The organism is Brachybacterium sp. SW0106-09 (genome assembly GCF_001293905.1).
GTDB lineage: Bacteria > Actinomycetota > Actinomycetes > Actinomycetales > Dermabacteraceae > Brachybacterium > Brachybacterium conglomeratum.
On record NZ_BCAK01000016.1, the window covers coordinates 69317 to 86265 of the forward strand.

The following is a 16949-nucleotide window of genomic DNA, read 5'->3' on the forward strand; positions in this document are numbered from 1 at the left end:
GATGATGGGGGCATGACGGACCGCTCCCCTGCCCCGTACCGCTTCGACCTGGACGTCGTCGGGGCGGGGCTGCCCGTCGCGGCGGCGCGGGAGGAGCTCGGGGCCGCGGCGCGGACGGGCGCGATGGTGGTCACCGCCCCGCCCGGTACGGGCAAGACGACACTGGTGCCGCCGCTGGTCGCGAACCTCGTCGGCGGACTGACGCTGGTCACCCAGCCGCGCCGGGTGGCGGTGCGCGCGGCCGCCCGCCGTCTCGCCTCCCTCGACGGCAGCCCGCTCGGCGGCCCCGTCGGCTTCACGGTGCGGGGCGAGCGGACGGTCGGGAAGGGCACGGCCGTCGAGATGCTCACCCCGGGCGTGCTGCTGCGGCGCCTGCTGGCCGATCCGGAGCTGCCGGGCGTCTCGGCGGTGGTGCTCGACGAGGTCCACGAGCGCTCCCTGGAGACGGACCTGCTGCTGGGGATGCTCGCCGAGACGCGGCAGCTGCGGGAGGACCTGCTGGTCGGGGCGATGTCGGCGACGCTCGATGCGCGGGCGGTCGCGGAGGTGCTGGACGGCGCGGCGATCGTGGAGGTGCCGAGCGCCCTGCACCCTCTGCGCACCGAGCACGCCCCCTCCCCGTCCCCGCGCCTGGACGCCCGCGGCGTCACCCGCGAGTTCCTCGACCATCTCGCCCGCACCGCGGCCCGCGCGCAGCGGGAGGAGGGCTGCGACGCGCTGGTCTTCGTGCCCGGCGCGCGCGAGGTCGACCAGACGGTCGCGCGCCTGCAGGGACTCGTCGACGGGGTCGAGGTCCTCCCCCTCCACGGCCGGCTGCCCGCCGCCCAGCAGGACCGCGCGACCGGCGGACGCCGCGCCGGGGAGCCGCCCCGGATCGTGGTCTCCACGGCGCTCGCGGAGTCGTCCCTCACGGTGCCCGGGGTGCATCTGGTGGTCGATGCGGGGCTGTCCCGCGAGGTGCGGCGGGATCGCGGGCGGGACATGTCGGGCCTGGTCACGGTCAGCGCCTCGCGGGCCGCGATCGAGCAGCGCGCCGGCCGTGCCGCCCGTCAGGGCCCGGGCCGGGCGGTGCGGGTGTTCTCCGAGGCGGAGCTCGCGGGGATGCCGGCCCAGTCCCCGCCGGAGATCACCGCCGCGGACCTCACCGATGCGGCGCTCTGGCTCGCCTGCTGGGGGACGCCGCGCGGGCAGGGCCTGCCGCTGCTGACCCCGCCGCCGGCCGCGGAGATCCGCGCCGCCGAGGAGACGCTGCGGGCGCTGGGCCTGGTCGACGAGGAGGGCCGCCCCACCCCGGCCGGTCGCCGCACCGCGAAGCTCCCGGTCGGGGTGCGCGAGGCGCGGGCCCTGCTCGCGGGCGGGCCGTCGGCCGCCGAGGTCGTCGCCGTGGTCTCCGACGACCACCGCCCCACGGGCGCCGATCTCCCCCGCCTCCTCGCCGATCTCCGCGCCGGCCGAGCCCCCGGCGCCGAGCGCTGGCGCCGAGAGCGCGACCGCCTGACGCGCCTCGCCGGCTCCTCGGGCGGGAGCGCCTCCCCCGGCGCGGTCCTCGCCCTCGCCCGCCCGGAGCGGATCGCCCGCCGGGTGGGCGGCGGCTCGCGATCCTATCTCCTCGCCTCCGGCACGCGGGCGGCCCTGCCCGAGGGCAGCGGCCTGCTCGGCGCGCAGTGGCTCGCGGTCTGGGAGGTGCAGCGCGCGGAGGGGCGGGCCGCCGACGGTACGGGCGCGGTGATCCGTGCCGCCGCCCCGCTCACGGAGGACGAGGCCCTCGACCTCGGCGCCGGTCTGCTCGTCGAGGAGCGCACGGCGAGGCTCGAGAACGGCACCGTCCGTGCCCGCCGCCGGCGTGCACTCGGCGCGATCGAGCTGTCCTCCACCCCGGTCGCCGCGACCGCCGACGACACCGCCCCGGCCGTCCTCGCTGCGGTCCGTGAGCGCGGCCTCGACGCCCTGACCTGGTCCGACACCGCCCGCAGCCTCCGCCACCGGCTCGCCCTGATCCACCGCGAGCTCGGTGACCCATGGCCGGCGATGGACGAGGACGCACTCCTGGCCACCCTCGAGACCTGGCTCGCCCCGCACGTGAGGACCCGCCTGGACGGCATCGACCTGGTCTCGGCGCTGCGCACCCTGCTGCCCTGGCCGGAGGCGTCCGAGCTCGACGCCCTCGCCCCCGAACGGCTCCCCGTCCCCTCGGGATCCACCGCCCGGATCGACTATCCCGCGCCGGACGAGGAGGACGGCCGACCAGTCGTCGCGGTGAAGCTGCAGGAGCTGTTCGGCCTCGCCGAGACGCCGCGACTGGTGCGGGGCAGGGTGCCGGTGCTCTTCCACCTGCTCTCCCCGGCCCGTCGGCCGCTCGCCGTCACGGACGACCTGCGCTCCTTCTGGGACGGGCCGTACCGGGAGGTGCGCAAGGAGATGCGGGGCCGCTATCCGAAGCACCCCTGGCCGGAGGATCCGTGGACGGCGCCGGCCACCGCGCGGACCACGGCGCGGCTCAGGTCGAGCTGACCGTCGTGACCACGGTGGCCGCGGCGAGCGCCGCGGTCATGTCGTCCACGACCCGCTTCACGGCCGTCGCGGCGGGGCTGTCGATCTCGAGGGCCTCGATCCGCTGATCGAGCTCACGACGGGAGAGGCCGGGCAGGTCGTCCTTGAGGATCCGGTGCGCGATCCCGAGGGCGCGCAGGATCTCCAGCAGCAGCCCGTCCTGCAGGGAGGCGCGGGAGGGGTCCTCGACGGCGGCGGCGAGACGGGCGCGCAGCGCGGTCTCGAGCTCGTCGTCGTGGGTGGGCCAGGTGGTGGTGAACCAGCCGTCCTTGCGCTGCACGGCGCCGACGGCGGCGTAGCCCTCGCCGATCACCTCGGTGAGGTTCATCGTGCGGTGGCCGATCGCGGACTTCAGCGACTTCCCCTCGAGCTCGGCGAGCGCGCCCAGGGCCTGGTCGAGGACGGGCAGGTCGGTGGGCTCGGTGGAGAGCACCTGCACCTTCGGAGTGCGCTCCTCGGTCAGCGCGATCCGCTCGCGCAGGGCGAGCTCGGCGATCGCGGCGGCTGCGAGGGCCTGGGTGCGGTACGAGGTCGAGTCCTGCCGACCGGCGTCGTCGGTCAGCAGCAGGAACAGCTCTCCGGGGATCGTGTGCGTCGTCATGGCCCCACCCTTCCAGGCGCGCCGCCGCACCGGATCCGACGATCGTCGCACCCCGCCCCTGCTCCCGGGTGGGATCCAGCGGGCCTCTGGCACCATGAGGACCATGCGTCTGATCCGGACCCCGTCCCGCCTGTACCGTCTGCTGGCCCTGGCCGAGATGGTCACCTGGACCCTGCTGCTGCTCGGCATGCTGCTGAAGTACGCGCTGCAGGTCACCGAGGTGGGGGTGCGGATCGGCGGGAGCCTGCACGGCTTCGTGTTCCTGTCCTACGTGGTGGTGACGGTGCTGGTCGCGGTCGATCAGCGCTGGAGCCTCGGGCGCCTGGCGATGGGGCTGGGCTCCGCGCTGGTCCCCTATCTCACCGTCCCCTTCGAGAGCTGGGCGCACCGGAAGGGCATGCTCGGGGACTCCTGGCGGCTGCGCGAGGACGCCCCGCGCTCGTTCCCGGAGAAGGTGGTCGCCCTCGCGCTGCGCCGTCCGCTGCTCGCGGGCCTGATCGCGATCGTCGTGGTCGCGGTGGTGTTCTCGGTGCTGCTGCAGCTGGGCCCGCCCACGGAGTGGTTCGCCTGATCGGCGCGGCGAACGGGGTCAGCGCGGCCTGATCAGCGGGTCGATCTGCACGCTCCCGCCGCCGCGCAGGTGCAGCCGGTCCAGGTGCGTGACGGGCGTCGCCTCCGCCAGGCGCGGCACCTGCGGCTGATCCGGCTCCGGCGGCAGCGCCTCCCCGAAGCACACCCCGCAGCCCAGCATTCCGACGGCCTGCGCACGCCGCGCCTCCCAGTCGAGCTGCGCCTCCTGCGAGGCGCGGATCCAGGGGCCGCCGACGGGCCGGCAGGGCCCGCAGGCGTCCTCGCCCTGCAGAGGGCACTGCGCGGGCCGGTCCGTGACCTGCAGCGGGAGCTCCTCCAGCACGGGGACCCGCGGGTCCGCGCCGGTGGGGTGGACGTCGAGCCCGTCCGGCCCGATCCGCAGCACCGCCACCTGTCCGAGCTCCCGCGCGGCCGCCAGCGCGCTCTCGAGCGCCTGGTCGGGATGGGCGCCCAGCAGGTCCTCGCGCGTCGCGACGGCCGGCTCGAACCACTCCCGGCGAGGGCCGACGAGCGCTCCGCGCCCCACGATCCCGCCCCTCGCCCGCAGCGCCGCCGCGACGGCCGGGACGCGGTACCAGCCGTGCCGCGGGGACAGCGGACGCCGACGCCTCTCACCGATCGGCGCCACCACCTCCGCACCCTCGCGACTGGGACGGGCCGGCAGGGCGCTCTCTCCCCGCACCTCCACGGGCGGCCGCAGGCCGGACAGGTCGCCGACCAGCCCCACGCCCTCCTCCACCGGCAGCACGGGTCCGAGCGCCGGTACGACGAGCCAGGCGTGCTCGAGCATGAGCGGCGGACGCGCGGCGAGCGTGCGGCGCACCGTCTCCCGCGCCGGCGGCACCGTCGGCTCCCGGCGCCGGAATCCCTCGGCCGGCGCGTCGGCGGGCGCGGTGTCCGTCGGCCCCGTGTCCACCCGTGCCGTCACCGCCCCGACCCCGGGCAGGGACAGCTCGATGAGCTGGTCGCGCCAGGTCGCCGCGTGGTCGTCGAGATGCATGCGAATCACCTTCCGAGAAGGGCCCGCGGAGGCCCCGGGCCATCTGACCGGATGGGCGGACGCCCCCGGCCGGGTCTTCCTCGACGGGCACCGGGTTCGGTTCCGGTTGCCGCGCGGCCTCTGTCGAGGGAGTCCGGCCGCGTCTCGTGACCCGTCGGCGACGGTAGCGCGGGGGTGCGACAGCCGACGGCCGGGCTCGTAGACTCCAGGGGTGCGGTGCCACCACTTCGACTCCGGCGCGTGCAGGTCCTGCACGCTGCTGGACCTCCCCCGCCCGCGGCAGCTCGCCCGCGGCCGTGAGCGCGTCGAGCAGCTGCTCGCCCCGCATCTCGCGCCGGGCACGAACTGGTCGGGGCCGATCGTCGGCGCGGAGCAGGGCTTCCGCGCCCGCGGGAAGATGGCCGTCGGCGGCACCGCCCAGGCGCCTCTGCTGACCCTGCCCGGGCAGTCCGCGGGCACCGACCTGTGCGACTGCCCCCTCTACCCGGACGGGGTCGAGGAGGTGCTCGAGGGGGCGAAGGCCCTGATCCGTCGGGCGCAGATCCCGCCCTATGACGTCGCCCGCCGCCGCGGCGAGATCAAGAACGTGCTGGTCACCAGCTCTCCGGACGGGGAGCATCTGCTCCGCTTCGTGCTGCGCAGCACCGCGGCGCTGGAGCGGCTGCGGGAGCACCTGCCGCGGCTGCTCGAGGCGCATCCCTCGGTCGTGTCGGTCAGCGCGAACATCCACCCCGAGCACACCACGCGCGTCGAGGGCGAGGAGGAGATCCCGCTGGCCGGGGCCGGTCGTCTCGCCGTGCGCACCGGGGACGTCACGCTGTTCTCCCGCCCGCAGTCGTTCCTGCAGACCCACACCGAGGTCGCCGGCGCGCTCTACCGCCAGGGCGCGGAGTGGGCGGGCGAGATCGCGGGGGCGCGGGAAGACCAGGAGACGGGCCCCGGCCTGCGGATCTGGGACCTGTACTGCGGCCTCGGCGGCTTCGCCCTGCATCTCGCCCGCGCCCTCCCCGCCGCCCGGGTCACCGGGGTGGAGGTCTCCGCCCAGGCGATCGACGGGGCGCGCGAGGGGGCGGAGGCCGCGGGCGCCGACGTCCGCTTCCTCGCGGCCGACGCGACCGCGTGGGCGATCGAGGAGGCCGCCGGCCCCGCAGGCCCGCCCGATATCGTCGTGGTGAACCCGCCGCGCCGCGGCCTCGGGCCGGAGCTCGCCGGCTGGCTCGAGCGCTCCGGGGTCCGCGACGTCCTCTACTCCAGCTGCAATCCGGCGAGCCTGGCCGACGATCTCGCCGCGATGCCCTCGCTGCGCATCGTCGCCGGCCGCTACGTCGACATGTTCCCCCACACCGAGCACGCCGAGGTGATCGTGCGTCTGCGACGCATCGCCCCCGGCGAGGAAGGCCTCTCATGACTCACACCCCCACCGCCCAGCTGACCGCCGTGACCCGCACCGTCAGCCCTGCGAAGAACGGGAACACGGTCGCGCTCTCCCAGACCTTCGACGCCGCCCCGGAGCAGCTGTGGGAGGCGCTGACCACGGCCGAGCGGCTCGCCCGCTGGTTCGGCACCGCCAGCGGCGACGTGGTCCCCGGCGGGCGCTACGAGCTGCCCGAGATGGAGACCAGCGGCCGCCTGGTCGAGGTCGATCCGCCCCGCCGCCTACTGCTGACCTGGGAGTACGGGAAGAGCTCGAGCGACGTCGAGCTGCTGCTCACCCCCGCCGAGGAGGGCGCGGACGGCGACGGCGGGGGCAGCATCCTCACCCTCCGTCACACCGTCCCCGCCGACGCGCACTGGGCGACCTTCGGACCCGCCGCGACCGGCTGCGGCTGGGACGCGGCGCTGTACGCGCTGGCCCAGCACCTCGAGGATCCGGGCAAGGACCTGATGCGCCGCCTGGGCAGCTTCGCCGGCTCGCCCGAGGGCGCGGAGTTCACGCGCGCGACGGCGGATGCCTGGTACGAGGCGCACGTCGCCGGGGGCGCGGACCGCAAGCCTGCCCGCAAGGCCTCGGTGCGCACCGCCGCCGCCTATCTCGGCGAGGAGATCGAGACCGAGTGAGCGCCTTCGTGGAGGTGCTCTCCCTCGGCGGCACCATCTTCATGACCGAGGACGCCCGCGGCGAGAGCGCCAGCCCGGACGACGACGCGGGGGCGCGGCTGCTCGCCGCCGTCGGCGGGGACGTCGAGCTGCGACCCCGAGCGCTCGCGAACATCTCCTCCTCCGATGTGCGCCCCCACCACCTGCGCGCCGTGCTGGAGAGTGCGCGAGCCGCGGTCGATGCCGGCGCGGCCGGCGTGGTGCTCACCCACGGCACCGACACCCTCGAGGAGACGGCCTTCCTGCTCGACCGGTTCTGGGACCGGGAGGCGCCGCTGGTGGTGACCGGGGCGATGCGTCCGGCGAGCGCGCCCGGCGCCGACGGGCCCGCGAACCTCCGCGACGCGGTCCGCGCGGCGACCGCCCCGTCGGCCCGCGGCCTGGGCGTGCTGGTCGTGTTCGACGCCCACGCGCATCTCGCGGACCGGGTCGTGAAGGCCTCCTCCCGCGGGGTCTCGGCCTTCGCCTCGGAGCCCTCGGGGCCGCTCGCGATCATCGGCGCGGAGGACCTCCGCCTCCTCCATCTCCCCCTGCCGCGTCCGGCCCGTTCCGGCGGACTCCCGCCGGATCGCTTCCCGGCGGTGCCGCTGCTCACCGCGGGCCTCGACGAGGACCTCGCGCTGCTGGACCACCTCCCCGCCGAGGCACTGGCGGGGCTGGTGATCGACGGGGTCGGGATGGGGCACGTCTCTCCCGCCGCGATGCCGCGTCTGCGCCGTCTGCTGGGCGAGGGGGTGCCTGTCGTGGTCGCGGCGCGGCCCTTCGGCGGCGGCACCTCCACGCACCACTACGGCTATCCCGGCTCCGAGGTGGACCTGCTGGACGCGGGCGCCGTGATGGCCGGGCTGCTGCCCGCCCCGAAGGCCCGCCTGCTGCTGCAGGTGCTGCTGACCTCCGGGGCGTCGGCCGACGGGATCCGTGCGGCCTTCGAGGCCTACGCCTCCTGAGGCACCGCCTGCAGATGCACAGGCGCCGGCCGCAGGATCTCCTCGACCACGCGTCCGTCGGCGTCCGGGATCTCGAGGCCGAGCAGGTGCGCGAAGGTGACGGCCTCGTCGGTGACGGTGCAGCGGGTGATGCGGCGCCCGGGCTCGATGCTGGGCCCGGTCATCGCGAACACGGCCTGGATGTCCTGCTCGGGGAGGTGTCCGTGCTGGGAGAGCAGGAACTCGTACTCGGGGTCGAAGCGGTCGATCAGCCAGCGGCCGTCCCAGAGGTTCTGGAAGGCGGTGCCGCTGACCCCTTCGAGGATGCCGAGGAAGGGGCCTGACCAGCCGTAGTCCTCGTGCATGTCGGTCAGCGGGTGGAAGGCCTGGACGGGCACCTCGGGGTCGGCGACCCAGTCCTCGACCAGGGCGAGCACCTTCTCGCGAGTGGTCTCGTCGGCCTCGGGGTGCAGGTGGAGCTGGCCGGTGAGGCCGCAGCCGTGCACCCAGGCGTCCCAGCTGCTGACCTCGCCGTCGGCGTCGAGGCGCACGAAGCCCTGCCGGGCCAGGAGCGCGTTGGCGCGCAGCACGCGCCCCACCTCGACGTGGCCGTGGTCGGAGACGATCGCGATGTCGGTCTCGGCGGCGGTGCCGGCGTCCTCGAGGGCGGCGAGGAGCTCGCCGAACCAGCCGTCGACCCGCTCGAACGCCTCCTTGACCTCGGCGGTGAAGCGGCCGGTGGCGTGGCGGGCGGAGTCGACGTCGACGAGGTGGAGGAAGAGCACGTCGGGCGCGTCGGTGCGGAGGATGTCGGCGGCGACGGCGGTGTTGAAGCGGCCGAAGCGGTGCTTGCGATCCCAGCCGATCTCGTGCGCATGGCGGTCGACGTACTCGCGGCCGCGCAGGGTGGAGGCCTCACGCAGCACGGCGAGGGTGGGCTCGAGCCCGGCGCGGTCCCAGATCTCGGGGACGGCGATGTCGAGCGAGGGCGACCAGCCGGTGGCGGGCCAGCCGACGGCGGCGGTGGTCAGGCCCTGCTCCTTCGCGAGGTCGAAGAGGGTGGGGCAGGCGATGTCGCGGGCGTCCCAGAACCAGTCGGGGATCCGCTCCCCGGGGGTGACCTTCTCGTTGGCGTAGATGCCGTGGCCGTCGGCGGTGCGGCCGGTGGTCTGCGAGGTGTGGTTCGGGTAGGTGACGGACGGGTAGATCGCCTCGGCGCTGCCCCAGCTGCCCTCGAGGATCCGGGCGAAGTGCGGGAGGGTGCGGGCGAAGGGCACGTCCACGACGCTCATCGCGTCGACGGAGATGACCAGGAGGCGTCGTCGGGGGCGGGCGGTCTCGGTCATGGCGGGGCTCCTCCGGGCAAGTGATCGTGGCGCCCTCACGCTAGGAGGCGCTCGTCTCCGCCTCCGGTCGCGGCGGTGAACCGCGGGCGAACAGCACGGTCGGCGCCGTTCATGGTCGACCTGGCGCCGCGGCGGGGCGTCCGGATCAGTACACGGCAGTCAGAACGGCGGGTGGTCCACGTCGAGCGGCGGCCCGGGCGGGATGATACGGCGCTTCGTCCGCACTCTGGTGAACTCGTCCTCGAGCTGGATCTCGGCGAGATGGTCCTCGGCCTCGTCGAGGGCTCGGCAGCGGGGCTCGTCGGGTCCGCGCTGCCTGGCCTCCCGGGCGCGACGGTGGGTCCGCTCGGCCTGGTCGAGACGGCGGGTCATGCGCGGGGTGAGCAGATCGGTGTTCTCCGCGGTGCGCACCCGAAGGTCCTGCTCGAGCTGCCAGGTCGTGACCAGCGGTTCGGCGCTGGTGCTGCGGTCCCCGCGGTCGGGGTCGTCCTGGGGATCCCTGGCGGGGTCGATCAGCCCGGCGGTCTTGAGCTGGTGGTGGTGGCGGCACAGCCGGTGGAGGTTCCAGAGGGAGGTCGGGCCGCCTCGGGCGGGATCCTGGTGGTCGTACTCGATGATGTGGTCGTCCTCCGCGGCGAGCGCGGTGGGGCGGGTGCATCCGGGCGCGGCGCAGACGGGGTGGCGCAGCCGCAGCTGCATGCGCTGCTGCGCGTCAGGCCGGTAGGTGTCGATCCGGGCGGGGAGGTGGGTCCCGCAGATCGGGTCGGTGAGGATCCGGTACCAGACGGAGGAGGTCGCGGCGAGGTCCCGGGCGAGGTCGGCCGGGATGGGGGTGAGCCCGTCGAGCATCGCCGGGGAGTCGTCCATCCCGAGCAGGGTCGTCACGGGCACGGTGACGAGGATCTTGAACGGCTGGGCGGTCTCCTCGACCAGGTCGAGGTCGAGCATGGTGCGGGTGAGGATCGCGTAGCGCAGGGCCGACAGGCTGAGGGGGCGCTCCCGGTCGCGGACGTCGCCGTCGAGGTCGAAGGGGATCGGCTCCTCCTCCCCAGCCTCGAGCGCGACGCGCTGGGCGCGCTGGACGGCGCGGGCGCTCGCGTCGAGCCGCAGGCCGAGGCTGCGGATCTCGGGGATCGGGCCGGTGATCGTGATCCAGGCGACGCCCTGCTCGGAGTCGACACCGTCGATCCGCACCTCGCGCGCCTCGCGGGGCGGCTTCAGCTCGTTCCCGACCGAGGCCACGGCCAGTCGCACCTGGGCTTCGAAGGTGCTGCGGGGGATCGAGGGGATCTCCACGCCGGCCAGGTGCTCGTCGACAAGGCGGATCTGGTCGGCGTCGAGCCGTCGCACCTGGCGCAGCAGGAAGCGGTGGTAGTCCTCCGGCAGGTCGCCGGCCTCGAGGTGCGCGAACATCCGGGGCAGGTCGACGACGGCGTGGTGGGCGTCGCGGATCTGCGAGGTGGCCTGCGTGATCGAGCAGCGCAGTCCCACGGCGACCTTCATCGCGGTCATGTCCGCGTCGATCAGCGAGCCCTCGTTGTCCGGGTCGACGGCGAAGAAGTCCGCGAGATGGCGGAGACGGCGGGCGTGGAGCTGCGCCTGCTCTCGCATGAGGGAGTGGAGCGTGAGCACGCGGCCGGCGTTCTTCCCCTCGATGCCGCCGACCTCCTCGAGGATCAGCTCCTCGGTGAGCTCCCGACGGGCGCGCACGCGCCATTCGCGGGCGGGAGCGGCGGGGCCGGCGGCCGGGTCGACGGCGGGGCGGTTGTCCGGGTCGGCCGCAGGACCGGCGGTGGGGTCAGCGACGGGGTCAGCGGCGGAGCCGGGGCTCGACGGACCCGGCACCGAGGAGGCATCGCTCGACGAGGACTGTCGCGCGGTCTCGGACGATGATGCGTCGCGGCGCGCGTTCTCGTCCTCGATGTCGTCGAACTCCCCCACTGCCGCCACCTCCCTGCTGTCCGGGCACTCACCGATGAGCCCTTCTTCGAATACCTAGACACTACCGACCACACGCCCATGTCAGAACCCCCAGAGCGAAATGGGGATCGTTTTGTGGATAACCACCCCGTGGGGAGGAGAAGTCACTGTGGACGAGCCCTCCGCGCGAGGATCGAGCGCGGACTCATCCACCGGAACACACCCCGCCGTGGACGACGATGCTTGTTTGTCGCACCCTCCCGCTAGGCGCTCGACCTGCACTCTCCCCCCGACTCCACGTCGACGCATCCGGCGCCGAGGGCGGACCCTCGAGACGCACTGGACGCCACGCGCCACGACCACGGAAGGCCAGGCGACAGGCCACGAGAGGCGGCGGGCGGAAGGAATGGACGACACTCTCACCGAATACACCGAAATATCGAACGATCCAGAGAACCAGCATTTTCGAATTCCCCTCATCCTCCACCTGACGTCGTGACGAAAGGCGACTCCCGACGACGCACACAGGGCCCTCGCCCATGCCGGCGCAGCACGGCGTCGACCGCTCCCGGCATCAGGGGATCGTCGTCGGCCGCGCATCCCCGTCGGCCTCACCGCGCCGAGCCCCTCCACGACGCAGAGCGCCCCTCCGTGATCACACGGAGGGGCGCAGGGGCGAGCGCCGGCGACGCCGGCTCGTCAGTCAAGCGGTTGTCATACGGACCCAGCCCTCAGGCCGTCAGGCACAGGCAGAAGGGGTGTCCCGCGGGGTCGAGGTAGACGCGGAAGCTGCCGGAGGCGGAGGGCTGGTGCTCGTGGACGGTCGCGCCGAGGGCGAGTGCCCGGGGTTCGGCGCGGTCGATGTCGGTGACGGAGAGGTCGAGGTGGAACTGCTGGGGGTGGTCGCCGTCGGGCCAGGTGGGGCGGCGGAAGTCCGCCACCTTCTGGAAGGCGAGGGAGGCCTCGCCGTCGGGGTCGTCCTCGCTGCGACGGCCGCGGGGCGGCACCAGCTCCGCCCAGTCGGAGTCGCTGCCCTCCTCGACCCGCCAGCCGAGCAGCTTCGCGTAGAAGGTGGCCAGCTGGAGGGCATCGGGGCAGTCGAGGACGGTGAGGTCGAGGGTGGGGATGACGGGCTCTGTGTCCAGGTCTTCCATCATGGGGCCACCGTAGGAGCACGGGCCCCGCAGGGGAAGCACATCGCGCGTGTCCGCGCGGTCTCCTCCCGCGTGTCCGCGCACAGCGTCATCGCCGGATCGCCACTGCGCGCACGACGGTGACAGACTGGGGGCATACGTCGTGCGATATCGACCGTCGAAAGGTGAACTGATGACCATTCCCGCCGATCCGGCTCCTTCCCTGCAGGACTACGCCCACCCCGAGCGGCTCGTGACCACGCAGTGGCTCGCGGACCGGCTCGCCGCGGGCGAGACCGAGGGGCTCGTGGTCGTCGAGTCCGACGAGGACGTGCTGCTCTACGAGACCGGGCACATCCCCGGCGCGGTGAAGATCGACTGGCACCTCGACCTCAACGACCCGGTCACCCGCGACTACGTCGACGGCGAGGGCTTCGCGAAGCTCATGGACGCCTCCGGCATCACCCGCGAGACCACCGTGGTGATCTACGGCGACAAGTCGAACTGGTGGGCCGCCTACGCGCTGTGGGTGTTCAGTCTGTTCGGCCACGAGGACGTGCGCCTGCTCGACGGCGGCCGCGCCGCCTGGGAGGCCGAGGGCCGCGAGATGACGACCTCGACCGAGGGCCGCCCCGCTCCGACCAGCGGCTACCCCGTCATCGAGCGCGAGGACGCCCCGATCCGCGCCTACCGTGAGGATGTGCTGGACTTCCTCGGCGGGCCGCTGATCGACGTGCGCTCCCCGCAGGAGTACTCCGGTGAGCGCACCCACATGCCCGACTACCCGCAGGAGGGCACCGTGCGCGGCGGCCATATCCCCACCGCGCGCTCGGTGCCGTGGGCCCGCGCCGCCGCGGAGGACGGCCGCTTCAAGCCCCGCGCGGAGCTCGAGGCGATCTACCTCGGCGAGCTCGGCTTCGAGACCGGGACGCCGACGGTCGTGTACTGCCGCATCGGCGAGCGCTCCGCGCACACCTGGTTCGTGCTCACCCACCTGCTCGGCTTCGACTCGGTGCGCAACTACGACGGCTCCTGGACCGAGTGGGGCAACGGCGTGCGCCTGCCGATCGCGCAGGGCACCGAGCCCGGCGGGGTCCCCGCCCGATGAGCCCGACGCACAGCGCCGACGCCGCGACCTCCGCGCTGCCCGAGGGCTTCGCGGAGATCGCCGACGACTTCCACGCGCTCGGCGGGAAGGATCGCCTGCAGCTGCTGCTGGAGTTCTCGCAGGGCCTGCCCGAGCTGCCCGAGCGCTACTCCGAGCACCCGGAGCTGCTCGAGCCGGTGCCCGAGTGCCAGTCCCCGATCTTCCTGGCCACGGAGGTGGAGGGGCAGGGTCGTGAAGCGACCGCGCACCTGTTCTTCTCCGCCCCGCCGGAGGCGCCGACGACGCGCGGCTTCGCCGCGATCCTCGCCGAGGCCCTCGACGGTCGCTCCGTGGGCGAGGTGCTGGACACCCCGGACACGGTCACCGGGGAGCTGGGCCTGGCCGAGGTGGTCAGCCCGCTGCGACTGAACGGCATGTCGGGGATGCTCGCGCGGATCAAGCGCCAGCTCTCCGAGAAGGCCGGGGTCTGAGCCGGCCCCTCCCACTGCACTGCGGCGCCGTCCCCGAGGGGGCGGCGCCGCAGTGCGTCGAGGGGGACGGCGCGCCGGCTTGCCGACGGGCTCGACCGATGGGTCCGGCCGGTGGACCGGCCGACAGGTCCGGCCGATGGGCCCGACCGACGCCCGATCAGTCCGATCGCGGGTCGTGCACGGTCTGCTCGGCAGCGCGGTGCTCGCCGGACTGCCGCCCGCCCGAACGCTGGTCCCGGGCCCGGTCCGCGGCGCTCCGCGCCTCCCCGCCCCGCACATCCTCGCCGTCGCCCCCTCGGCCGTAGCGCTCGAAGGCGCGGCCGGCACCGCTGCGCAGGGCGCCGAGGGCGGCACGACCGGCCTCGGCGCGGGCGTGGTCCATCGCCGAGCGGGCGCGCTGCGAGAGGGCCTCGCGGGCAGCGGCGCCGACACCGCTCGCGCCGCTCCCCGTCCCGCCGGCCCCGCCGGCAGTCCCAGCACCTGTCCCGGCTCGGTGCGCGGAGCCCGCGGGCTCGGGGGCGAGGCCGCTCGCGATCCGGTTGTGGCGCTCACGGGCGCTGCGCAGCTCGAGCGGCACCCGCACCAGGCGCACCAGCGCGCTGCGCATGTCCTCGCGGATCTGCCTCTCGTGCCGGTCGAGATAGGCGTCGAGGTCGCGCTCCTCGTCGCGCAGCAGGAAGGCGCGGCCCAGCAGGTAGGACGCGAGATCGGAGGCGACCTCGGGCGAGAGGCCGTAGGCGTCGGACGAGGCACGGGCGTCGCGCAGCGCGACCGCGTCGTCGCTCTCCAGCGGGCTCGGCACGATCTCGACGGCGCTGAGCACGTCCTCGACGACCGCGTGGAAGGCCGCGTCGGAGGCGAGGTCGGCGCGGCGCAGCTCGGCCCGTCCGGTCGCCTCGGGGACGGGGATCCTCGTGATCCCCTCGCGGGCGAAGTCGTCCTGCGCGGCGCGCCGCACCAGGCGTCGGGCGGCCCGCTCGAGGTGGCCCGCATCAGCGTCGCGCGGCAGCTCGGGGACCACGGCCCGCGCCTGGGCGAGGACGTCGGCGCGGGCACCCGCGATCTCGGCGCGTCGGCGCGCGGCGTGGAGCCGGTCGCGCAGCTCGTCGACGGGTCTCATGGGCGCTCCTTCCGCAGGGGACGCTGACGGGGCCATCGTACGGGGCAGGAGGGAGGTCCCTGTCGGCGGCAGGGGGTCGGATGAGAGGATGGAGGGGAAGGATCCGCACGTCCCCGGCGCCGCCGCCCGGCCGCCGGGACCCGATCACGACAAGGAGCACTCATGACCGACCTCAGCTACACCGTCCCCGGCCTCGGCACCGACGACTCCCGCCGGCTCGTGGAAGCGCTGCAGGACCGCCTCCACGCCCTGAACGACCTGCACCTCACCCTCAAGCATGCCCACTGGAACGTGGTGGGCCCGCAGTTCATCGCGGTGCACGAGATGCTCGACCCGCAGGTGGAGCTCGTGCGCGGCTACGCCGACGAGGTCGCCGAGCGGATCGCGCAGCTGGGCGCCTCCCCCGTCGGCACCCCGGGTCGCCTCGTCGCCGAGCGCGGCTGGAGCGACTACGAGCTCGGCAGGGCCGGCACCCAGGAGCACCTCGCCGCGATCGACCAGGTCTACGACGGCGTCATCGCCTCCCACCGCAAGGCGATCACCCTCGCCGGCGAGCTCGACCCGATCACCGAGGACATCCTGATCGGGCAGTCCGCCGAGCTGGAGAAGTTCCAGTGGTTCGTGCGCGCGCATCTCGAGCGTTCACAGTCCTGAACCTCTTCCGTAGGGGCCGGGTACGGTGAACGGACCCGACCCCGAGGAGGACCCCGGCATGCCGATCGCCGCCCCCACCGCCGACGAGCTCGCCCTGCTGCAGGACGAGGCCGTGCGCTTCACCCGCGAGCTCATCCGGATCGACACCACGAACTTCGGCGGGAACGACCCCGAGACCTGGGGGAAGGGCGAGACCGAGGCGGCGGAGTACGTCGTCGAGCGGCTGCGCGAGGTGGGCCTCGAGCCGCAGGTGGTCGAGTCGCACCCCGCCCGTCCCAGCGTGCTGGTGACCGTTCCGGGCGAGGACCGCGAGCGCGGCGGCCTGATCCTCCACGGCCACCTCGACGTGGTCCCGGCTCGCGCCGAGGACTGGTCGGTGGACCCCTTCGGCGCCGAGATCATCGACGGGATGATCCACGGCCGCGGCGCCGTGGACATGAAGGACGTGGTCGGGATGATCCTGGCCGTCGCCCGTCACCTGGCCCGCAGCGGGCAGGCCCCGCCGCGCGACCTCATGTTCGCCTTCTTCGCCGATGAGGAGAATGCGAGCGTCTGGGGTGCCCAGTGGCTGGTGGAGAACCACCCCGAGCTGTTCGACGGCATGACCGAGGCGATCAGCGAGGTGGGCGGCTACTCGATCACCCTGCCCGAGGAGTCCACCGGCGAGGACGTGCGCGCCTATCTCGTCCAGACCGCCGAGAAGGGCCTGGCCTGGGGGCGGCTGCGCGCCACCGGCCGCGCCGGGCACGGCTCGGTCCCCAACGACGAGAACGCCATCGTGCGCCTGGCCCGCGCGATCACCGCGATCGACGAGCACGAGTTCCCGATCGAGTACATCGCCAGCGTCCGCGCGCTGTTCGACGGGATCACCGAGATCACCGGGCAGGGCTGGGACGATCAGGACATCGACCGCTTCCTGCCCCTGACCGGCGGGGCCCGCCACTTCGTCGCCGGGACCCTGCGCGACTCGGCGAACCTGACGATGCTCGAGAGCGGGTACAAGGTCAACGTCATCCCCCAGACCGCGGAGGCCGGCTTCGACTGCCGCTTCCTGCCCGGGCACCAGGAGGAGCTGCTGTCATTGCTGGACGAGCTGACCGGCGAGCACGTCGAGGTGGTCGTGGACCACATCGGCGTCTCCGTCGACTCCCCGCGCGAGTCCCCGCTGGTGGACGCGATGACCGCGGCGGTGGAGGCGGAGGACCCGGGCTCGAAGGTGCTGCCCTACTGCCTCAGCGCCGGCACCGACAACAAGCCGCTCAGCCTGCTCGGCATCGCCGGCTACGGCTTCGCGCCGCTGCAGCTGCCCGCGGACCTCGACTTCGCCCCGCTGTTCCACGGCGTGGACGAGCGGGTACCGGTGGACGCGGTGCGCTTCGGCGCGCGGGTGCTGCTGCGTCTCGTCGCGACCTGCTGAGCCCGCCCCTGGGTGG

15 protein-coding genes are annotated in these 16949 nt (G+C 74.2%); 9 read left to right on the plus strand and 6 right to left on the minus strand.

Annotated features, from left to right (window positions below):
• The first annotated feature begins 12 nt into the window (after positions 1 to 12).
• On the plus strand, positions 13 to 2511 hold the full coding sequence (gene hrpB, locus Y09_RS08590) for an ATP-dependent helicase HrpB (protein WP_053917341.1): 2499 nt from the start codon (positions 13 to 15) through the stop codon (positions 2509 to 2511).
• Here the strand turns inward: hrpB and Y09_RS08595 are convergent.
• Positions 2498 to 3151, minus strand: a complete 654-nt coding sequence (locus Y09_RS08595) for a GPP34 family phosphoprotein (RefSeq protein WP_053917342.1) — start codon at positions 3149 to 3151, stop codon at positions 2498 to 2500. The genes hrpB and Y09_RS08595 overlap by 14 nt on opposite strands.
• A 103-nt stretch (positions 3152 to 3254) precedes the next feature.
• Here Y09_RS08595 and Y09_RS08600 point away from each other — a divergent pair, with 103 nt between their 5' ends.
• Positions 3255 to 3722 carry a DUF3817 domain-containing protein gene (locus Y09_RS08600; RefSeq protein ID WP_053917343.1) on the plus strand — a complete coding sequence of 156 codons (468 nt, stop codon included), beginning with the start codon at positions 3255 to 3257 and terminating at the stop codon, positions 3720 to 3722.
• An 18-nt stretch (positions 3723 to 3740) separates the two neighbouring features.
• Here Y09_RS08600 and Y09_RS17510 read toward each other — a convergent pair whose 3' ends face one another.
• Positions 3741 to 4742: a hypothetical protein gene (locus Y09_RS17510; RefSeq protein ID WP_053917344.1), complete on the minus strand. Its 1002-nt coding sequence runs from the start codon at positions 4740 to 4742 to the stop codon at positions 3741 to 3743.
• Between the two features lie 211 nt (positions 4743 to 4953).
• Here Y09_RS17510 and rlmC point away from each other — a divergent pair, with 211 nt between their 5' ends.
• The 3 genes from rlmC to Y09_RS08620 are packed head-to-tail and all read left to right on the plus strand — an operon-like array spanning position 4954 to position 7786.
• Positions 4954 to 6150, plus strand: a complete 1197-nt coding sequence (gene rlmC / locus Y09_RS08610; RefSeq protein WP_053917345.1) for a 23S rRNA (uracil(747)-C(5))-methyltransferase RlmC — start codon at positions 4954 to 4956, stop codon at positions 6148 to 6150.
• The gene (locus tag Y09_RS08615; RefSeq protein WP_053917346.1) at positions 6147 to 6800 is read left to right on the plus strand and encodes an SRPBCC domain-containing protein; all 654 of its coding nucleotides are present in this window, start codon (positions 6147 to 6149) and stop codon (positions 6798 to 6800) included. The genes rlmC and Y09_RS08615 overlap by 4 nt, the downstream gene beginning before the upstream one ends.
• Positions 6797 to 7786 carry an asparaginase gene (locus Y09_RS08620; protein WP_053917347.1) on the plus strand — a complete coding sequence of 330 codons (990 nt, stop codon included), beginning with the start codon at positions 6797 to 6799 and terminating at the stop codon, positions 7784 to 7786. Before Y09_RS08615 ends, Y09_RS08620 begins: the two co-directional genes overlap by 4 nt.
• On the opposite strand, the gene Y09_RS08625 is transcribed toward Y09_RS08620, so the two are convergent.
• The 3 genes from Y09_RS08625 to Y09_RS08635 all read right to left on the minus strand — a co-directional run bounded on the left by Y09_RS08625 (position 7774) and on the right by Y09_RS08635 (position 12185).
• The gene (locus tag Y09_RS08625; RefSeq protein WP_053917348.1) at positions 7774 to 9111 is read right to left on the minus strand and encodes an alkaline phosphatase family protein; all 1338 of its coding nucleotides are present in this window, start codon (positions 9109 to 9111) and stop codon (positions 7774 to 7776) included. The two genes, Y09_RS08620 and Y09_RS08625, sit on opposite strands and share 13 nt — an antisense overlap.
• A gap of 159 nt (positions 9112 to 9270) precedes the next feature.
• Entirely contained in the window at positions 9271 to 11052 is a 1782-nt protein-coding gene (locus Y09_RS08630) for an HNH endonuclease signature motif containing protein (protein ID WP_234695676.1), read from the minus strand.
• A 710-nt stretch (positions 11053 to 11762) separates the two neighbouring features.
• The gene (locus tag Y09_RS08635) at positions 11763 to 12185 is read right to left on the minus strand and encodes a VOC family protein (protein ID WP_010550773.1); all 423 of its coding nucleotides are present in this window, start codon (positions 12183 to 12185) and stop codon (positions 11763 to 11765) included.
• 172 nt (positions 12186 to 12357) lie between these two features.
• Between Y09_RS08635 and Y09_RS08640 the strand changes: the two genes are divergently transcribed.
• Positions 12358 to 13272 (plus strand): sulfurtransferase, encoded by a 915-nt coding sequence (locus tag Y09_RS08640; RefSeq protein WP_053917349.1) that lies wholly within the window; start codon positions 12358 to 12360, stop codon positions 13270 to 13272.
• Positions 13269 to 13742, plus strand: coding sequence for a SufE family protein (locus Y09_RS08645; protein ID WP_010550775.1), 474 nt, complete (start codon positions 13269 to 13271; stop codon positions 13740 to 13742). Before Y09_RS08640 ends, Y09_RS08645 begins: the two co-directional genes overlap by 4 nt.
• A 157-nt stretch (positions 13743 to 13899) precedes the next feature.
• Here Y09_RS08645 and Y09_RS08650 read toward each other — a convergent pair whose 3' ends face one another.
• Positions 13900 to 14862 carry a hypothetical protein gene (locus Y09_RS08650; protein ID WP_053917350.1) on the minus strand — a complete coding sequence of 321 codons (963 nt, stop codon included), beginning with the start codon at positions 14860 to 14862 and terminating at the stop codon, positions 13900 to 13902.
• A gap of 162 nt (positions 14863 to 15024) precedes the next feature.
• Here Y09_RS08650 and dps point away from each other — a divergent pair, with 162 nt between their 5' ends.
• Positions 15025 to 15516, plus strand: a complete 492-nt coding sequence (dps, locus tag Y09_RS08655; RefSeq protein ID WP_010550777.1) for a DNA starvation/stationary phase protection protein Dps — start codon at positions 15025 to 15027, stop codon at positions 15514 to 15516.
• 58 nt (positions 15517 to 15574) lie between these two features.
• Entirely contained in the window at positions 15575 to 16933 is a 1359-nt protein-coding gene (locus tag Y09_RS08660) for a M20/M25/M40 family metallo-hydrolase (protein WP_053917351.1), read from the plus strand.
• Positions 16934 to 16949: the final 16 nt, after the last annotated feature.

Bases quoted from the DNA above. Each gene is read 5' to 3' on its own strand.
- hrpB (WP_053917341.1), top strand. From the start codon at position 13: ATGACGGACCGCTCCCCTGCCCCGTACCGCTTCGACCTGGACGTCGTC.
- Y09_RS08595 (WP_053917342.1), bottom strand. From the start codon at position 3,151: ATGACGACGCACACGATCCCCGGAGAGCTGTTCCTGCTGCTGACCGAC.
- Y09_RS08600 (WP_053917343.1), top strand. From the start codon at position 3,255: ATGCGTCTGATCCGGACCCCGTCCCGCCTGTACCGTCTGCTGGCCCTG.
- Y09_RS17510 (WP_053917344.1), bottom strand. From the start codon at position 4,742: ATGCATCTCGACGACCACGCGGCGACCTGGCGCGACCAGCTCATCGAG.
- Y09_RS08615 (WP_053917346.1), top strand. From the start codon at position 6,147: ATGACTCACACCCCCACCGCCCAGCTGACCGCCGTGACCCGCACCGTC.
- Y09_RS08625 (WP_053917348.1), bottom strand. From the start codon at position 9,111: ATGACCGAGACCGCCCGCCCCCGACGACGCCTCCTGGTCATCTCCGTC.
- Y09_RS08635 (WP_010550773.1), bottom strand. From the start codon at position 12,185: ATGGAAGACCTGGACACAGAGCCCGTCATCCCCACCCTCGACCTCACC.
- Y09_RS08640 (WP_053917349.1), top strand. From the start codon at position 12,358: ATGACCATTCCCGCCGATCCGGCTCCTTCCCTGCAGGACTACGCCCAC.
- Y09_RS08645 (WP_010550775.1), top strand. From the start codon at position 13,269: ATGAGCCCGACGCACAGCGCCGACGCCGCGACCTCCGCGCTGCCCGAG.
- Y09_RS08650 (WP_053917350.1), bottom strand. From the start codon at position 14,862: ATGAGACCCGTCGACGAGCTGCGCGACCGGCTCCACGCCGCGCGCCGA.
- dps (WP_010550777.1), top strand. From the start codon at position 15,025: ATGACCGACCTCAGCTACACCGTCCCCGGCCTCGGCACCGACGACTCC.
- Y09_RS08660 (WP_053917351.1), top strand. From the start codon at position 15,575: ATGCCGATCGCCGCCCCCACCGCCGACGAGCTCGCCCTGCTGCAGGAC.